The following is a 15,673-nucleotide window of genomic DNA, read 5'->3' on the forward strand; positions in this document are numbered from 1 at the left end:
GGCTGGAATCATGTACGTCGTGCCTTCAGCAGTGGTAAGCCGACGATCGAGCCAAGTGAGCAAGGCGAAGGGCGATGCTTCGAAAGCTGTGAGCAGCCATTCGCTGTCGATGGCGCCTTTGTTGTCCAAGTTCTGCTCAGCTTGCGAGACTGCTCGGAGTGCCTGATCAACCGATGTGCCCGACTCGTACGCCGACGATCGATTGCTGTAGGCAGCTTCATCATCGAATACCAGGAATGCCATGGCCAGCGCCAGTGCTCGACTCTCTCGGCCGTCCTCCAAGTAGGAAGCGACGAGCTGACACAGATTCTGGAAACCGATCTCGAACATCGTCTCTTCAATGCGATCGGTCAAGTCTTGGCCCTTGTAAATATTGCACCGCAGACCTCGAACAGCATGCAAAGTCTGTGGCGCGGATTAAGGAGATCCCGGCCAACCAGTGTGATGTTTTCGGCCCATTGGGACGCGTCGCGCTTAGCGAGTTTGCTTTCAGGAAATTGTTGCCGAGGCGATCGCAAGCAGTTGCCTGTCGGTTGGTTTATCCCACGCTGGACCGTGCGCCGCAGTCGCATAGAAGCTCACCATTTCGTGCCGCACCATGGGGTGCGTCCACCCTTTGCTGAGGAGTCGCTGAATCACGGCTGGATGAGCATTGCGGCGTACGAGGCTTTCCTGCAGTTCGCGGACCAATTCGGACTGGCGATCCGCTGAGAGCGCCGCGATTTCGGCCGCAACGGCCTCGATTCGCTCGGCCAGCCATTTTTTTTCCCACTGCGCAAGCCGCTCGCTCGGCGGCAACGCGGCAGATTCAGCCTTCTTGACGGCCTCAGCCTGGACCAGCGTTTCCGCCTGCGCGGCCGCATGCCCGGGAAGCACGCTCTTGAGATAGCGCAGGGGGTCGCGCAGCGGTTCGGGGAATGCACTTGCCGCACGCTTCTCGACGGCCTCGATTCCGCTGGCCACTGCAGCATCTCCGTATTCCTCGACCAAGCGTTCAACCCGTGTGTGGTCGATGCCTAGCCGCTCCGCGCTTGCCAGAACGCCCACATCGACAGGCTCGGCCGACGTTCGCTGCTGCAGCGCGAGAACACGCTGGGGCTTTTTTCTCACGGTGAACTGCAGGTCCGAGACGAAGCGCCCGGATTTGAATTCGAGCATCTCGATCTCGATATCGGCCAGCGCGTTGATCTCGGCGATCGCAGGCCGCAACGTGTCGCGCTTGAAAATGCGGTACTCCAGCTTTTGCAACCGCTCATCGTCGGGGCGGCCCAACAAAACCGGCCGCCACCAGGCCCATGATTTGCGGGCCGTCTGCCCCACGCCGAGATAGCGTGAACAGATTTCGTAAAGCGCGACCGCAGGATGCGATCCCAACTGCGAAATGACGTCGAGCGACAGCTTCGCGAAGATCTCGGGATCCAGAAGCTCGTGTCGCATGTTCACCGCATACGACCACTCGACCCAGATCTGACCGCGTTCCTTGACGAGCTTGGCATGTGAAAGCATCCCGCACACGTCCCAGGTCTGCCACTCGCCTGCTGTGGGGGACTGCCATTCCACAAGAGTCGAGACCATCGACCGCAAATGGGTCTTGATGATCTTCATGTCACCGCTGTTGTAGTCCAGCCCCTTCACGATATCCGTCAATGCAGACCGAAAGGTCTCCCGTTCAAGACCTTGGTCCTGCGCAATGTGCAGCAGTACGTTCCAGGTGCGGCGTCCGAGCGCCGTGATCTTGTTGTTCTGAGGCACCAATGCTAGAGAAAAAACCGGCTTGAGCAACGGCGCCGCACTTCGTGCCGGTGAATGTTCCTTGATCGCGTCCGTTGCCATGCGCAGACTTTAGCGCATCCCCCAGTTCATGTGAAACCGCCTCTCACATGTCGCGGCAATGGATTCCGCGGGGATCCACTGAAAAAGCTCCGCTTCAGGAAGGCTCAGGCGGTCGTTGAGGAGGCCTCAATTCACTGTAAAAGCTCCGTTACGGGCGTTGAATATGAGGCCCAGCTCCCAGCTGGTTCTCAGCAACGGGCCAACTGTATCCACTGCGCCACGCCACCGGAGGTCCGCCGGAAGCACCTGTATCCACTCAGGAGCGTACCGAAAAAGCTCCATAGGTCACCGAACTGGCTCCAAAACAGCGAATAAGTCGTTGATTTTAAACACTTTTTCTGTCCCAAAGTATTAAAGGTCTTCAAGGTATTGGAGTTCTAAAAATACCCGCCCTTCGGGCTTGGAGCTTTTTCAGGATCAGTTGCTGCAGATTTGGACGAAACTTCGCGCGTTTGCGCAAAACTCGTCCAACGCGCACAATCTCGCGCATAAACACCAACACGATCACCCAATGGACATTCGCCCCCCTATCACTCTGGCCTCTGTGCATCAGCAGGCGGTCGACGCAGCGACGATGCTTTCAAGCATCCGCTCGGCAATGCTGGCTCCGATGGTTCGAAAGGCAGCGCCCGTTTTCAGCGCCGACCAGGTGGCCACATTATGTGAAGCAACCTCTCGAGGCTCCTTCGCCCATCGGGTCGCGAGTCGCAAGGATATGCCCTCGGGTACCCTTGTGTCGAACGGCCGAAAGCGTGTCTTCACCTTGGAGGAAACTCGCCAGTGGGTTCGAGACTACCGAAAGGACGTTCTTCGGCCTGAGGGTGCTGAAGCGATCACGATCTCGATCGCCAATTTCAAGGGTGGCACAACGAAGACGACCACTGCCATGACCTTGGCACAGGGACTGACGCTGCTGGGACACAAGGTGCTGGTTATCGACACCGATCCCCAAGCCTCTCTGACCACTCTCTTCGGCATTCTTCCGGACGTCGAGATCTCGGCGGCTGACACGATCATGTCCCTTGCCGATGGAAGTTCGTCGTCGGTCCGGCCGATGATTCGAAGCACCTATTGGGACGGCTTGGATCTTGTGCCTGCTGCCAGTTCGCTCTTCGATGCAGAGTTCATGCTGCCTTCACGGCAGAGCAAGGAAGGGCTCTCGGGTTTTGAGTTTTACAAGGTACTGGACTTGGGCATCGATGATGTGCGCGCGGACTATGACGTGATCGTGATCGACAGCCCCCCTGCCCTTTCCTATCTCACGATCAATGCGCTGATGGCTGCGAATGGAATCATCATGCCGTTGCCTCCTGAGACGCTGGACTTTGCCTCCTCGACGCAGTTCTGGTCGTTGTTCTCCGACCTGACCGAAACCATGCTGGAGTCGCGTGGGCAGACCAAGAACTTCGACTTCATCAATATTCTGTTGTCGCGTGTGCCGCCAAAGGCGGGCCGCGGCGCTTCGACGACCGCCGACGCAGTTCGCGAATGGATAGGCGCGACCTACAAGGAAAAAGTGCTGCCGCTGGAGATTCCGCGCACGTCGATAGCGTCCCAGAAGTCGTCGGGTTTCGGCACCGTGTACGACAGCGAGGCGGCTGATGCCAAGGACAAGACCTACAAGCGAGCGCGGGATGCATATGACCTGTTTGTGCAGCACATTGAGGTCTCGATACGGAATGCATGGGCGCGTCAGTTGCCTGGTAGCGCGGGGGCTTTGTACGGTACAAACCCTCTGCGTGTCGAGGTCTGAGATGGCAGTGAACCTCATCGCGTCGATGGGAGTGCAAGGCGTGGGCGAAGGGGTTTGTACGGTACAAACCTCCCCTCGCAACACGGCAGCGCTTCATGATCTGCGCGCGAATCAGATGGGTTTGTACCGTACAAACCCCTTGCTGGGAAATGCTATCCCATGCGTTTTCGGACGCCCCGAAAAATCTTCTCCACTTTATCCTGTGCCCCGGGCGTCAGCGAAGGAACGTGTTCATGGCCAATAAAGACCTCATCAAACGCGCGTTCAGCGTGACCGCAAATCTTCCAGCAACGCCCGCAGTCGACGCGGTCGCCGGTCAACCGTTGCCCTTGAGCGATGCGCCTGCGGTACCCACCGAAATCGCCGAACTGGCAGCGCAAGCGGTCGCGCCGACGGCCGCAGTCGCCCCGACTCGTCTGAGCCTCGGGACGCCGAAGACAAGCCCCGGCAGCATGATGGCCTTCATGACAGAACAGTCAGAAGTGCATCGAGAAGTCGTGCGCTTGCGCGAACAAGTCAACGCCTTTGATGGCGCAGATGTGGCGCGTCGCTTGGACCCGTCGCAAATCGTCGCATCAAAGTGGGCCAACCGCGATGAATCGCATTTCTCGACGGAAGTGTTCGCGAGGCTCAAGCAGGAAATCGCAAGTGCTGGCGGCAACGTCCAGCCGATCAAGGTTCGCGCGCTCGACTCGCCCCGAGCAGAAGGCGCACGCTGGGAAATCGTTTTTGGCCACCGGCGCCACAGGGCGTGTCTTGAACTGGGCATTCCCGTGTTGGCGCTCATCCAGCGGGATATGCCCGACGCCGATCTGTTCGTGGAGATGGAACGGGAGAATCGCGAGCGCGAGGACCTCTCTGCGTGGGAGCAGGGTGTCATGTATATGCGCGCCTTGGAGCATGGCCTGTTTCCGTCAGCGAAGCAGCTTGCGGCCGCGATCGACCGTGATATGGGAAATATAAGCAAGGCAATGGCGCTTGCAAAACTCCCAGCAGACGTCGTTCGGGCGTTTGGATCTCCTCTGAACCTCCAGTTCAGATGGGCGACGGCGCTCAAGGACGCGCATCAAAGAGACCCAGAAGCGCTGTTGGCCGCCGCGCGAGAGATTGCGGCCGCGAGCCCAATGCCGAGCCCAGCTGCGGTGTTCTCAACGCTTACCGCTAACGCCAACAAGAGCGGCCGTTCGGCAACGTCTCCAGTTGAATGGAAAGACGAGCAAGGCAAACGCTTGGCCTTGTTGACTTTCGACCGAAAGGGCAGGGCGACAGTCTCGTTCGAACACGCCCTAGATGAGGGGCAACAGCGTAAGTTGACCAAGGTGGTGGACTCCTTTCTAGGCAGGAAAACGTGATTGCCGCCTGACGCCGAGAGCATCTGGGTAATGGGGTTGAAGGGACTTGCACATGGCTCTGTCGCGGCTACGCCCGCCGAACCTATTCGGCTTGAATCTCTATCAGCGTGCGCCGGAACCGGCCTGTGGCGAGCCGTAACTTTGGCGCTGTCACCGGGCCCCGTTCGCTAAGCATCGAAGGTGGGCGGGGCAGGGCGAAACAGCCCAGAGCCCAAACCCTTTGCCCTTGACCGCGATCGGTCTGCCAGGTGACCAAGAAGGTTCATTGGTAGGGTAGGGTAGCAACTCCTCGCGCCTAGCGCACAAAACGAATTTTAAATTTGTGAGCACTCACTTCCATATTGCGTCGGGCGAGTGTACGATCCGCTTAAGCATCAATCTCGCAAGAATTCCCACCCTTGCGCTTCCCCGCGGTCGCGATGCTCATATCGCAGAGCGGGGCGATCACGTGCACGAGCTTGGTGGATTCAGGCCCCTGCGAAGGACCATGCCATTGACTGGGCTTACCAAGGCATCCGGGCCTAGGATCCGGCGCTGATTTGCCTGAGGATTAGGATTCGCGGAGCGGCCGGTCCCAAACGGAGCGTGAGCCGGCCGCTGGAGCTTTTGGGCGGGCGAACATAGCTCTTGCGCGCATCACCCAAGTTCTGCCCGCTTCGCTTACATTAGGGGAGCGGCCTCGCAAGTTGTTGATTTCATTGGTTTTCAGATCAGCAACTTTCAAAATTGCCGTTTTGACCTCGCATTTCTGCATTGATGATAATTTTTCTTATCATCAACCAAATCGCCTCTCGGCAAGTTAAAGTGGAGTCTGAACCTACTTGAGGCGGCAAGGGAAGAAGGGCCTCCAAGTGCGCGAAGGGACTCGATGTTCGACAGGGCAGTTTGAGCGCGTCGCGCGAACCGTCCGTGTTCTGCGTCGATCTTGTTGTCGGCCGCTGAGGTCCCTCCAGAAGGTGAAATCCGGACATCGTACAAATTGCTACAGATCGAGACGCTGCTGAGATGCTGTTGAGAAAGAGGCGCTATGTGCGCGTCGTGTTTGGCAAAGTACGAGCCGGGCCCTGCGAGGCCGCGTAGAGACGCAACTGCGCTGCGCGACCCCGAAAATCGCGCTTTGACCGACCCCCTCGTGAAACTCGGTTGCCCTGTGTGCGGATCGTCCGCGGTTTACTCGGGTAGCCTCCGGAGGATGATGGAATTTCCGACCTTGCAGAACGTATCAGAACTCGACGACGAGCAGCTTGCGAGCCTGGCCGCCGACTGGCGCATGCGGGCGGGCTATGGGGACCGTGAGGCCTTTGGCGCGGCGCACATCCTGGAAGTCGAGCGGCGCCGGCGGGTGCGCGCCAGCGGGGTTGAAACGCGGCCTGTGTCCATGCTGCCGCCGCCGGAGCCCAAGGTCCCCTGGTGGAGTTTCTGGTCCCGAGCGTCCCGAGGCCGCCCGGATCACCTCGGCACGCTCCCGCCCCGCAGATGGAAAAGATAAACCAGGCGCCAAGGAAACTCCACAGCGGGCACTTCGCATTCATGCGCGCGCTCGCCCAGGGGCTGGACGAGAAGGCCAGCTGGAACCGGTATCTGCACCTGGAAGGCGAGTACACGGACGTGCGCGCCGTGCGGCGCACGATCGCCTGGATCCGCGACCAGTTTGCCGCCGCCGCGCGGCGCGAGAACAAGCCGGGCACCGCGCGGCTGATCCTCATCGACGCCGAGCGAATCACGGCGGAGGCGGCGGCGCCCGCGAAAGCGCTGCCGAGCCTGGCAGAGTTCGCCGCGGCCAACGGGCTGGAGGATTTCTCGGAGGAAGAACAACTCGAGGCCTACCAGGACGCCTATCCCGCCGGAAAGAAGGAGAACGGGGCAGTGCAGGGCGGCGGCAGCAAGGGTCAACGGTCTCGCCGTGCGCGCGTGGTCGAGCGCCAGCTCGAGGCGCTGCGCTGGCTGCAGGCGCTGGTGGCCCAGGACCCCAAACCGGGCGACAGCGTCGCGGCCTGGATCAATCCTTCCATGGCTCACAGGCTCGAGCGTGCAGGGCTGCCAACCCTGTCGTCGTTGGTCGCGCACATCAACGGGGTCGGCGCGCGCTGGTGGGTCATGGTGCCGGGGGTGGGGGAGGGCAAGGCCGCGCGCATCGTCGAGTGGCTGCAGGCCAACGAGGCCGTGTTGGGCCTGCGGGTCGGCGTCCACGTGGCGCAACCGCGCATGCAATTGGCGAGCGCCACGCTGGAGGCCGTGGTGCTGGCGGCGACGGCGATCCGCCCTTATGAAAAATTCGTACTCCCCGCTGAGCTCGACGGCAGGGCAGGGCGCTTTAGGGCGCCGCCGGAGCACTGCCTGCTCATGGCCGGCAACGATCACGAGGCGATCGGGGCCTGGTTGTCTTCGAAGGCCGCGGGGGCCAAGGGAAACCTGTCGGCGACCCAGCGCGCCTATCGCAAGGAAGCGGAGCGGCTGTTGTTGTGGGCGGTGCTGGAAAGGAAGAGGGCGCTCTCCTCGATTACGGTCGAGGACGCGGCCGCCTACCGGGACTTCCTGGCCGACCCGCCCGCGGGCTGGTGCGGGCCGCGCCACCACCAGCGCTGGTCCCCGCTGTGGCGCCCGCTCGAAGGGCCGCTCAGCGGCGTGACACTGCGGCACTCACTGACCGTGGTGCGCAGCCTGTTTGCCTTCCTGATGCGCCAAGGCTACCTGGTGGGCAATCCGTTCGCTGCGGTGGCCCTGCCGGTTCAGCCCCTGCGGCCGCTGGGATCGAGCCGGACCCTGACCTTCGCGCAATGGGATCACATCGATGCGTTGCTGGACAAGCATGGTGAGACCGAGGCGGACAGGCGCCTGCGCCGTGGCATGCGCTGGCTCTATGCGACGGGGCTGCGGCTGGCCGAGATCACGAGCGTGAAGTGCGAAGACCTGACGCCGGTCGAGTACCGGACCGGCGATGGCACCATGGCCTCGGACTGGCTGCTTGCCGTGATCGGCAAGGGCAACCGCAGCCGCGAGGTGCCAGTGCCGGCCGAGTTCGTCATGGAACTCGGCGATGAGCTGGCTCGCCATGGCTTCGAGCGCCAGGTGGGGGCGGTGAGCAACCGCGGCATCCATGTGATGAGCCGGTTTGAAGATGACCCGAAGCGGCCCGTGGCGTGGTCGGCCTCGGGGCTGTACCAGGCGATCAAGGCGTTCCTCGCCCAGGCCGCCGAGGGGCTCGACGCCGCCGATGCGACTCAACTCAAAAAGGCCAGCACCCACTGGCTGCGCCATTCGTTTGGGGCCCATGCGCTCAACGGAAGGGAAGGGCACGCGCCCGTGCCGTTGCAGATCGTTCAGAACAATCTGGGGCACGTCTCGCTCGCCACAACGTCCCTGTACATCTCGACGGAACGCGATGAAAGATTGAAGGCGATGCGGGGGTTCTGGAAATCGAGCTGACTCGACATGCGAGATGGTGCAGGACCCCCGCAGGCCGCTGCACGCGCCCATTGCGAAGCAATGTTGGCGAAAATTTCGATTCGCGTCAGATCTTGGATGTCGCAACGGTCTTCAACCGCAGCGATGATCTGGAGAATCATGAAATCGATGAAGAAACATCGCCCGCCCGATCTCTCGAAAGCCGCTGAGAAGGAGAGGCTGCGTCAGGGCTTGCCCTTGACGGCAAGACGCCTGAAGGATGGCAAGGCTGACCGGATCGACGGCGGTGATATCGATGCGTACGTCCAACTCGACTGGCTCGAATGGCACGGGGGCGGTCTGCGGCTGACGGACACGGGGCGCAATGTTTGCGCCCATGAAGTGTTGAATTCGGCGCAGGATGATGAGTAACCGGAACCGGCGACTGCAGTCGGACATCTCCAACGTTCGAACGACATGAGCATCCGTACCCCATACCTGCAAGTAGCCGACAGTGGCGTTCATGGGCTGGGCGCCTTTGTGACGCAGGATCTCCCGACGGCCACGCTTCTGGGCACGTATCAGGGTCGACGTTTCTCGGAAGACCAATTGTGCAGGCGCCGCTGGGATGACAGCCTGACATACCTGTTTTCCTTGTCGAATGGCGACACGATCGACGGAAGCCGCGGGGGCAACGCCACACGACACATCAATCATTCTTGCGAGCCGAACTGCGAAGCAGTCGAGGAGATTGACGCGAAGGGACGCCTGGCTCTGAGGATCTATGCGCTCAGACCGCTGCTTGCGGGCGAAGAGCTCTTTCTGGACTATGGGTTGATCGTGGACGAGGCGTCCATGGCGTCCGACTACAGGTGCCTTTGTCGTGCAGCCTCGTGCCGGGGAAGCATGGTGGCGCCACCCCACGCATCCGGGTGACTAACGACGACCCGCACGCTCGCGCTCACGGCGAGACCTGCAAGCACGTTCGGCAGCGGCGCCTAGGGTTGCGCTCAACGAGCGCGTCGCAACCGAGCGCCCGCCAATGCCGGAGCTCCCATGACGCAGACGCCGATCAGCGGAGTTCGGCCCGATGTCGTTCCCCGATCGTGTCGAAGAGCGGTGCCGAGCGTTGCACCCGGCGCACGACGTCACGCGCAACCGGATACGCCCGCGTTCGACCGTCAGACATGCCGGCGGGCTCACTGCGCCGCCTCGTCGCCTCGCGGCCAACGTGACCACTTCGCGCAGAGGGAGTGACAGTATGAGAATTCATGATCAAGCTCCTTTCTTTGGTGGTGGAGATGCTGCTTGTTGGAAGCGACGGAAATGTAGTTTCGGAGCGCGAAATTTTCAAGGGGTCTCGAAGGCCGAGACAAAGGCGCTGCGGTCGGCTGCTGCAGCACGGCTGTTCCCCCACTGCGTCGGGGGTTGGGGTCGCAAGGCTGCTCAGATTTCGCTGGCGTTGCCTTTTCTGCAAAATGCCCGCAGCAATCAAGGTGGCTTGGCAATCGGAAAGGACCGGATCATGAGCGACGGAATCGGAAAGCAGCTACCGCAACCCGGCGACCTGGCAGATGTGCTGGATGCGAACAAGGAGGCTACCGAAGAGGTGAAACAGGTCGCTGACCACCTTGCGGTTGTCCATGCGGTGTTGGAACAAGCTGTGCCCGCTGGCTTGGCGGACGACGTCGCATTGGCCACACAGCAAACCGAGCAGCTTGGAAAGCAACTGGAAGAGGCTTCCGACAAGCTCGACAAAGTCAACGAACAACTGGCGACGGAGGTCAACGCTCGAAAGTCGACCGAGGGTGGCGCGTAGAAATCTGACACAACTTTTCTCAACTGACCCACAGGATCGAACAAGCTCGGCGTTGAGCCTCGGGCTCCTTCCACCCGCACCGACGACGAGCATGCCGCTACTGATTTTCCTCGTCGAAGACAGCGCCACCATCCGCGACAATTTGTTGCCGGCTTTGGCCGACCTTGCCGGTGCGGAGGTGATCGCCTACGCGGAGACCGAAGTGGCCGCCGCGGAATGGCTCGATGCATACGGCGGCGCGCTTGATCTGGTGGTCATCGACCTGCTGCTGAAGAACGGCTCTGGTTTCGGCGTGCTCAGGCACTTCAAAGCCAGGCGTCCGGATACGGCGCTGGTGATCTTGTCCAACTACGCGACGCCCATGATGCGCGAGCGCGCGGCATCCTTGGGCGCAACGGCCGTCTTTGACAAGTCGACCGAACTCGAAGCGTTCTTCGAGTTTTGCGGTGGATTGAAGCGTTGAAGTCAGTGCCATGTGAGGCACTGGGTAACAGCGCCGTGTTGCCTAGGCAGTTCGAAATCGCACCGGGATTTCATTCATGAGCATCCCGCCACCTTGGGCGCATCACCCCCGCTGTGTTTGCTGAATCCTTCGTGGCGCCCTCTTGAAAAGCGTTTAGCCAGCCTCTAGCTTGCAAGTCGGAAGCGCTGGAAGGACGCCTCCGGCGCTCTGTTCAACTGAATGGAGGTACTCGCTATGTATAGATCTCTTTTTCCGCGCGACATCTTTGCCGAGGTGGACCGCTTGCAGCGCGAGATGCAGCAGGCCATGGACCTCTCTCCCAGCATCCGCGGGTTCGGCCGCGGCGGCTTTCCTGCGTTGAACGTAGGGGGCACCGAGCACGCGGTGCAGATCTACGCATTCGCACCGGGCGTGGACCCGCAGAGCCTCGAAATCGATCTGGATCGCGGCGTGTTGACGATCGCGGGTCAGCGCACCGCCAGTGTCGACGATGGGCGCAATAGCGCCGATGGCAAGCAGGCCACGGTGCACATCAACGAACGTTTTTCTGGCGAGTTCCGACGCGTCCTCTCACTGCCGGAGGATGCGGATCCGGAAGCCATCGATGCAACCTACCGAGATGGTGTCGTGCGCATCACAGTGCAAAGGCGTGCCTCGTCCCGACCGCGCCGTATCGCTATCCAATGATGAAAGGAGATTGAAATGAACCATCTTAGTGATCAAGCTGACCGCCCTTCGTCCACTGCGGGAAGTCCGCGGGCTGCATCACGCTACAGCGATGCGGCGCTGATGCCACCGGTGGATGTGGTTGAAGACGTCGACGGCATCACGTTGTACGCGGACTTGCCCGGCGTCTCCCGGGAAAACCTGCACCTGCAGGTGGAAGCGGCGACCCTCACGATCGACGCAGAGATGGATCTGGGATTGCCGGAGGGTCTGCAATCGAGCCATGCCGAGGTCGGGCTGGGGCGCTTCCATCGAACCTTCACGCTCAGCCAGGAACTGGATCCGGAAAGGATCGCGGCGGACCTCTCCAACGGCGTACTGAGACTGAGCATACCGAAGGCCGAGCATGCGAAGCCGCGGCGGATCGCGGTGACTGCAGTCTGATAGCGGCCGAGAAGGGCAGGGCGGCGCAAGCCGCCCTGGCGCCCGAGGTATCTTGATTTCTTACAGGAGGAGCATCGATCATGGCCATGGAGCTGCTGAGGCGTATTGCAGCCTCGCCCCTGCCGGCTTCGTTCAGGTCGCCTGAGGACATCGACAAGCTGAGGGTCCTGCATGCAGCTGGCTTGGTTCGCGCGGTCTTCGCCGCAGAAGCCCAGGCGATGGAGGCCCCTCGGGCCGCGCTGGTCACCGCTATCACTGCGAGGGGAATGGCGGAACTGCGCACGAATGGCGAACCCGATGCGCAATTGAGAGGGGCTGGTTCGACGATAAACGTGGTCAGACGGCTGCGTGGCTTGGTGGAACGCTCCCGTGGGGCGTCAGAGTAGGCATGCGTTGCGTTCTTTGCGGGGCGGTTTCGAGGGTGAAGCGCAACGGGAGTTGCTGAATTGATGCAGGCGGTTCATGAGACGCCAGTGTCTGCGCGAACACCTCCAGCGGCTGCCCGTCGTGCTTGGCGCGAGGCCTGTTATTCATGCTGTCGGCGATCCCGTCGAGTTCGTCCTGGCTGAACAGCTCAGGTCTGTGCTTGGGCATGAACTGACGCAGCAGGCCGTTCGTGTTCTCGAAGGTGCCGCGCTGCAAGGGGCTTTGCGCCTCACCTCCAGCGGAACGGGATCAGCGCTGTGGGCGCTTGTTGCCGGCCATTGCGGCGCAGCAGCTGCAACTGGGCGCCGCGGGTTTTGGGTTCCTGATGGGTCGCCTGGGAACAGGTGCGGTCGCGGCTGTCATCTTTCGGCACATAGGAGCCAGTTCATTTCCGGCCTAAAAGAGCCAGTGGTTTTCCGCCGTAATGGAGCCACTTCGTTTTCGGCATATTGGAGCCAGAGGAGTTGAAGGGCACCTCGATCTGAATGGGTTGATCACGTGTTGAAGTGAGCGACTTGTCAGTCCCCCACGGAGGCAGCGGCGCCGAAGGAGGATCGAGATGTTCCAGTACCGAATCTCCCTTGCACAGATGCGGCGGGGCGCCTACGAGCGAGGGATCGCGCGAAGTCATTGCATGGGCCGCCACAAGCTGGCCGACCTGCGCGCGTTGGCCGAGCAGCACGGCTGGCTCGACGCGCAAACTCCTTTTCCGGAGGACGCCGAGATCGCCGCCGCCGTTGGCGCGCCCAAGCTGGCCGCGTCCACCGTCTCGACGCTGGAATCGCATCGGGAACGCATTGCCGGCTGGCTCGGTCAGGGCCTGCAGGGCACCACCGATCCTGGGGGCGCTGAAGCGCAATCACGGCTACCGGGCAGCTATTCGTCGGCGTATCGGATGATCGTTGCGCTGCGAGGCGAGTGCCCGCCCGGTATCCCCGTGCCCTTGAGCTTCGCGCCCGGCGAGGCCGCCCAGGTCGATTCCGGCGCCGGACCCATGCTGAGGAAGCTTGGTTGCTTCAGGTTGACGATGCCTGATGGGCCGAACAAAACCCTAGGGCAAATCAAGTGCAAGTTCGAGCGCTTGCAGCGATCGGGGGTCCAGCAGGCCAACCGCAGGCGGCGCCGATTTCGTGCGCGCGGTGTTTTGACCGTCATACTGTTGCTCCAGACCATGAGAGGCTCAAGTGCGTCGGATGCTCAAAACTGCGGATGAGATTCAGGCGGAGGTTTCTCGCCTCATCCAGGAGAGCGAAGTCGTGAACAGCGATGGCGAGAACGTCCATGTGTCCAGACCAGTCTTGCAGCCGCCGAGCACGGAGCAGGACGGGTGCAACTGGACGATAAGGACCTTCGGGAACGCAAGCGCATATCAGCCTGAGGTTGCGCAAGCGCTCGCTGCTGTTCAATCGAAATGGAATCTCGATGCCTGATTTGCAGCGAGATGGTCATTGCGGCATCGGAAGCGTTTGAAGACCTGTCACTGTGCGGTACCGCACACGGACCTGCCGCGATGCCTATACTGGCTTTGATCGTGAGCGATGCACTGGGTGCGCTCCGGCTGGAAGGAGTTGCTATTCAAAAGTCTCCCAACCCCATCAAAACCACTTGCTCGCCACGTTGGCGGACGCCGAACGGCAGCGTTGGTTCCCGGAACTCGAATCGGTCGACATGCCGTTGGGGCAGGTGCTCTACAAGTCGGGCATTACTCTAAGCCACGTGTACTTTCCGACAAAAGCCGCACGCCCCGGGGCGTAGGGTCTGGCGAAGCAACAAAGGGTGAGTATGCAATTCCGAGTCGGTTTCGAAATGGTGTATCAGTGCCCTCAGCCGACGCCGATGATGTTGACCTTGAGCATCCACTATTCGCGTGTGTCCGACCTGGTGCGGCCCGATCACCTTATGACAGGTCCCGCGGTACCCGTGACCGCGTACCGCGATCCGTTCGGCAACTGGTGCAGTCGCATCGTGGCGCCCCAAGGTCGCTTCGTCCTCAGTACCGACGCGCTGATCAACGACAGCGGCGCAGCCGATGTCGTGGCGCCCTGGGCAACTCAGACGCCGGTGGAGAATCTCCCGGAATCGACGCTGGTCTATCTGCTTGGCAGCCGCTATTGCGAGACCGACCAGCTCACCGAGATCGCCTGGCAGCGCTTTGGCTCGGCCCCAACCGGCTGGGCTCGCGTGCAAGCGGTCTGCGATTTTGTGCACCAGCACATCAAGTTCGGTTACCAGAATGCGAGTCGGACGCGCACCGCGCTGGGCGCCTACAACGAAGGCCAGGGCGTGTGCCGCGACTACGCGCACCTGGCGATCACGTTTTGTCGCTGCCTGAACATTCCGGCGCGGTATTGCACCGGCTATCTTGGCGATGTTGGCACGCAGCCGCCCTACGCGCCAGGGGATTTTGCGGCGTGGTTCGAGGCTTATCTGGGCGAGCGTTGGTACACCTTCGATGCGCGCAACAACAGGCCGCGCATCGGTCGGGTGTTGATTGCGCGCGGCCGCGACGCCTGCGATGTCGCGCTGTCCACCGCGTTTGGCGCGACCACGCTGGAAGCCTTCAAGGTCTGGACTGACGAGGTCGTGGCGGATTGAACTGGCGCCGCACTTGCGGCCAAAGCAAAGTTCAGCAACTACCTGGCAGATTCGCTTTTGCACCGTCTCCGGCGGCTGCCCATTCCCAGTGCCGACAGAGGGTCCGACCCGTCGGTCTGACCCGGCATCCGTACGCGCGATTCCCGTATCAGACTCCAACCCCGGGTCAGACTCCAAGAGTCGCGCGTGCGGCATGCAAGCGTCAAGACCAGAATTTCGCCTGCTTCACGCGGGCCTCGATGGCAGCGCTGCGGCGAGCAGATCTGGCACGTGCCGCGACGCGACGTGACGCCATCCTCGCTGGCCACGACAAGCCGCTAGGCGCAACTCAAGCAGGCGGTCACGCGACTATCGCAGTACACCGGTACAGTGATGGCGCCGAGCGGTCCGGCGAGTCTGAACAGACAATCTGCAGAAGCACGGTATGCCAGACCTCTCCCCGAGGTAGGCGTTCTGCGTGCGTTGCATGTTCGTCATTTGGCTCTTGTGAAGTGGGGTCCGGCGGCGCGGTTGTCGCGCCGTCTCTTTGCGGGCACGAGGGGCTGGACTCGCACGGCGCGCAGAAGGCCAAGCGGTGACCGCGATCTGGATGGCGTGCTGACGGCACAACCTGCACGGCCCCTAGAGACGTCGCGCGGCAACTCCCGCCATGGCCCTGCTGCACAGAAATCGTTGTCAAGCACTCTTTGACAGGAGCGACTGACGCGCAACGTATGGCCCGCTCGTATCACACGCCAAGCATGTGAGGCAAAGGCACCAGCTCGCTGCCCACGAGATCGCGCAAATATCGGCGGGCATGCAACTTGCCCACGGTGCGCACGATGTACGACACCTGCGCATGGAGGCTGCTCGCATTGTTCGGTGGCGTGGCCTTGCTCCGCACGTCGGTCGGCATTAGCCCAAGATTCGCGGCATCCGCGTCAAAGCCCGACCTGCGA

At 61.5% G+C, this 15,673-nt stretch carries 15 protein-coding genes; 11 read left to right on the forward strand and 4 right to left on the reverse strand.

The window, feature by feature from the left end; genetic code table 11:
- Window positions 1–354, reverse strand: a 354-nt coding sequence (locus WKW82_RS38570; protein ID WP_340348513.1) for a hypothetical protein, incomplete at its 3' end; no start/stop codon positions are given.
- A 135-nt stretch (window positions 355–489) separates the two neighbouring features.
- Window positions 490–1,833, reverse strand: coding sequence for a replication initiation protein (locus WKW82_RS38575; RefSeq protein WP_340348514.1), 1,344 nt, complete (start codon window positions 1,831–1,833; stop codon window positions 490–492).
- A 511-nt stretch (window positions 1,834–2,344) separates the two neighbouring features.
- Here WKW82_RS38575 and WKW82_RS38580 point away from each other — a divergent pair.
- The 9 genes from WKW82_RS38580 to WKW82_RS38620 all read left to right on the forward strand — a co-directional run bounded on the left by WKW82_RS38580 (window position 2,345) and on the right by WKW82_RS38620 (window position 11,714).
- Window positions 2,345–3,586: an AAA family ATPase gene (locus WKW82_RS38580; RefSeq protein WP_340348515.1), complete on the forward strand. Its 1,242-nt coding sequence runs from the start codon at window positions 2,345–2,347 to the stop codon at window positions 3,584–3,586.
- Between the two features lie 233 nt (window positions 3,587–3,819).
- The gene (locus WKW82_RS38585; protein ID WP_340348516.1) at window positions 3,820–4,938 is read left to right on the forward strand and encodes a ParB/RepB/Spo0J family partition protein; all 1,119 of its coding nucleotides are present in this window, start codon (window positions 3,820–3,822) and stop codon (window positions 4,936–4,938) included.
- Window positions 4,939–6,414: 1,476 nt separating this feature from the next.
- Window positions 6,415–8,364: a phage integrase family protein gene (locus WKW82_RS38590; protein ID WP_340348517.1), complete on the forward strand. Its 1,950-nt coding sequence runs from the start codon at window positions 6,415–6,417 to the stop codon at window positions 8,362–8,364.
- 138 nt (window positions 8,365–8,502) lie between these two features.
- Window positions 8,503–8,754, forward strand: a complete 252-nt coding sequence (locus tag WKW82_RS38595; protein ID WP_340348518.1) for a hypothetical protein — start codon at window positions 8,503–8,505, stop codon at window positions 8,752–8,754.
- Window positions 8,755–8,799: 45 nt separating this feature from the next.
- Window positions 8,800–9,258, forward strand: a complete 459-nt coding sequence (locus WKW82_RS38600) for an SET domain-containing protein (RefSeq protein ID WP_340348519.1) — start codon at window positions 8,800–8,802, stop codon at window positions 9,256–9,258.
- Between the two features lie 325 nt (window positions 9,259–9,583).
- Window positions 9,584–10,141, forward strand: a complete 558-nt coding sequence (locus tag WKW82_RS38605; protein ID WP_340348520.1) for a hypothetical protein — start codon at window positions 9,584–9,586, stop codon at window positions 10,139–10,141.
- A gap of 91 nt (window positions 10,142–10,232) precedes the next feature.
- Window positions 10,233–10,604, forward strand: coding sequence for a response regulator transcription factor (locus WKW82_RS38610; RefSeq protein ID WP_340348521.1), 372 nt, complete (start codon window positions 10,233–10,235; stop codon window positions 10,602–10,604).
- Between the two features lie 234 nt (window positions 10,605–10,838).
- On the forward strand, window positions 10,839–11,291 hold the full coding sequence (locus WKW82_RS38615) for an Hsp20/alpha crystallin family protein (protein WP_340348526.1): 453 nt from the start codon (window positions 10,839–10,841) through the stop codon (window positions 11,289–11,291).
- A gap of 15 nt (window positions 11,292–11,306) precedes the next feature.
- The gene (locus tag WKW82_RS38620; RefSeq protein ID WP_340348522.1) at window positions 11,307–11,714 is read left to right on the forward strand and encodes an Hsp20/alpha crystallin family protein; all 408 of its coding nucleotides are present in this window, start codon (window positions 11,307–11,309) and stop codon (window positions 11,712–11,714) included.
- Between the two features lie 336 nt (window positions 11,715–12,050).
- Here the strand turns inward: WKW82_RS38620 and WKW82_RS40735 are convergent, their stop codons facing one another.
- Entirely contained in the window at window positions 12,051–12,356 is a 306-nt protein-coding gene (locus WKW82_RS40735; protein ID WP_422823694.1) for a hypothetical protein, read from the reverse strand.
- Between the two features lie 343 nt (window positions 12,357–12,699).
- Between WKW82_RS40735 and WKW82_RS38630 the strand changes: the two genes are divergently transcribed.
- Window positions 12,700–13,353: a hypothetical protein gene (locus tag WKW82_RS38630; RefSeq protein ID WP_340348523.1), complete on the forward strand. Its 654-nt coding sequence runs from the start codon at window positions 12,700–12,702 to the stop codon at window positions 13,351–13,353.
- A 707-nt stretch (window positions 13,354–14,060) separates the two neighbouring features.
- Entirely contained in the window at window positions 14,061–14,735 is a 675-nt protein-coding gene (locus tag WKW82_RS38635) for a transglutaminase-like domain-containing protein (RefSeq protein ID WP_340348524.1), read from the forward strand.
- 727 nt (window positions 14,736–15,462) lie between these two features.
- On the opposite strand, the gene WKW82_RS38640 is transcribed toward WKW82_RS38635, so the two are convergent.
- On the reverse strand, window positions 15,463–15,673 hold a 211-nt coding region (locus WKW82_RS38640; RefSeq protein WP_340348525.1), incomplete at its 5' end, for a hypothetical protein.

The sequence above is a fragment of the Variovorax rhizosphaerae genome, assembly GCF_037889975.1.
GTDB classification, from domain to species: Bacteria; Pseudomonadota; Gammaproteobacteria; order Burkholderiales; family Burkholderiaceae_C; genus Variovorax; species Variovorax rhizosphaerae.

Coding starts and splice junctions, on each gene's coding strand:
- WKW82_RS38615 (WP_340348526.1), top strand. CDS start 10,839: ATGTATAGATCTCTTTTTCCGCGCGACATCTTTGCCGAGGTGGACCGC.
- WKW82_RS38620 (WP_340348522.1), top strand. CDS start 11,307: ATGAACCATCTTAGTGATCAAGCTGACCGCCCTTCGTCCACTGCGGGA.
- WKW82_RS38600 (WP_340348519.1), top strand. CDS start 8,800: ATGAGCATCCGTACCCCATACCTGCAAGTAGCCGACAGTGGCGTTCAT.
- WKW82_RS38580 (WP_340348515.1), top strand. CDS start 2,345: ATGGACATTCGCCCCCCTATCACTCTGGCCTCTGTGCATCAGCAGGCG.
- WKW82_RS38595 (WP_340348518.1), top strand. CDS start 8,503: ATGAAATCGATGAAGAAACATCGCCCGCCCGATCTCTCGAAAGCCGCT.
- WKW82_RS38610 (WP_340348521.1), top strand. CDS start 10,233: ATGCCGCTACTGATTTTCCTCGTCGAAGACAGCGCCACCATCCGCGAC.
- WKW82_RS38575 (WP_340348514.1), bottom strand. CDS start 1,833: ATGGCAACGGACGCGATCAAGGAACATTCACCGGCACGAAGTGCGGCG.
- WKW82_RS38630 (WP_340348523.1), top strand. CDS start 12,700: ATGTTCCAGTACCGAATCTCCCTTGCACAGATGCGGCGGGGCGCCTAC.
- WKW82_RS38585 (WP_340348516.1), top strand. CDS start 3,820: ATGGCCAATAAAGACCTCATCAAACGCGCGTTCAGCGTGACCGCAAAT.
- WKW82_RS38605 (WP_340348520.1), top strand. CDS start 9,584: ATGAGAATTCATGATCAAGCTCCTTTCTTTGGTGGTGGAGATGCTGCT.
- WKW82_RS38590 (WP_340348517.1), top strand. CDS start 6,415: ATGGAAAAGATAAACCAGGCGCCAAGGAAACTCCACAGCGGGCACTTC.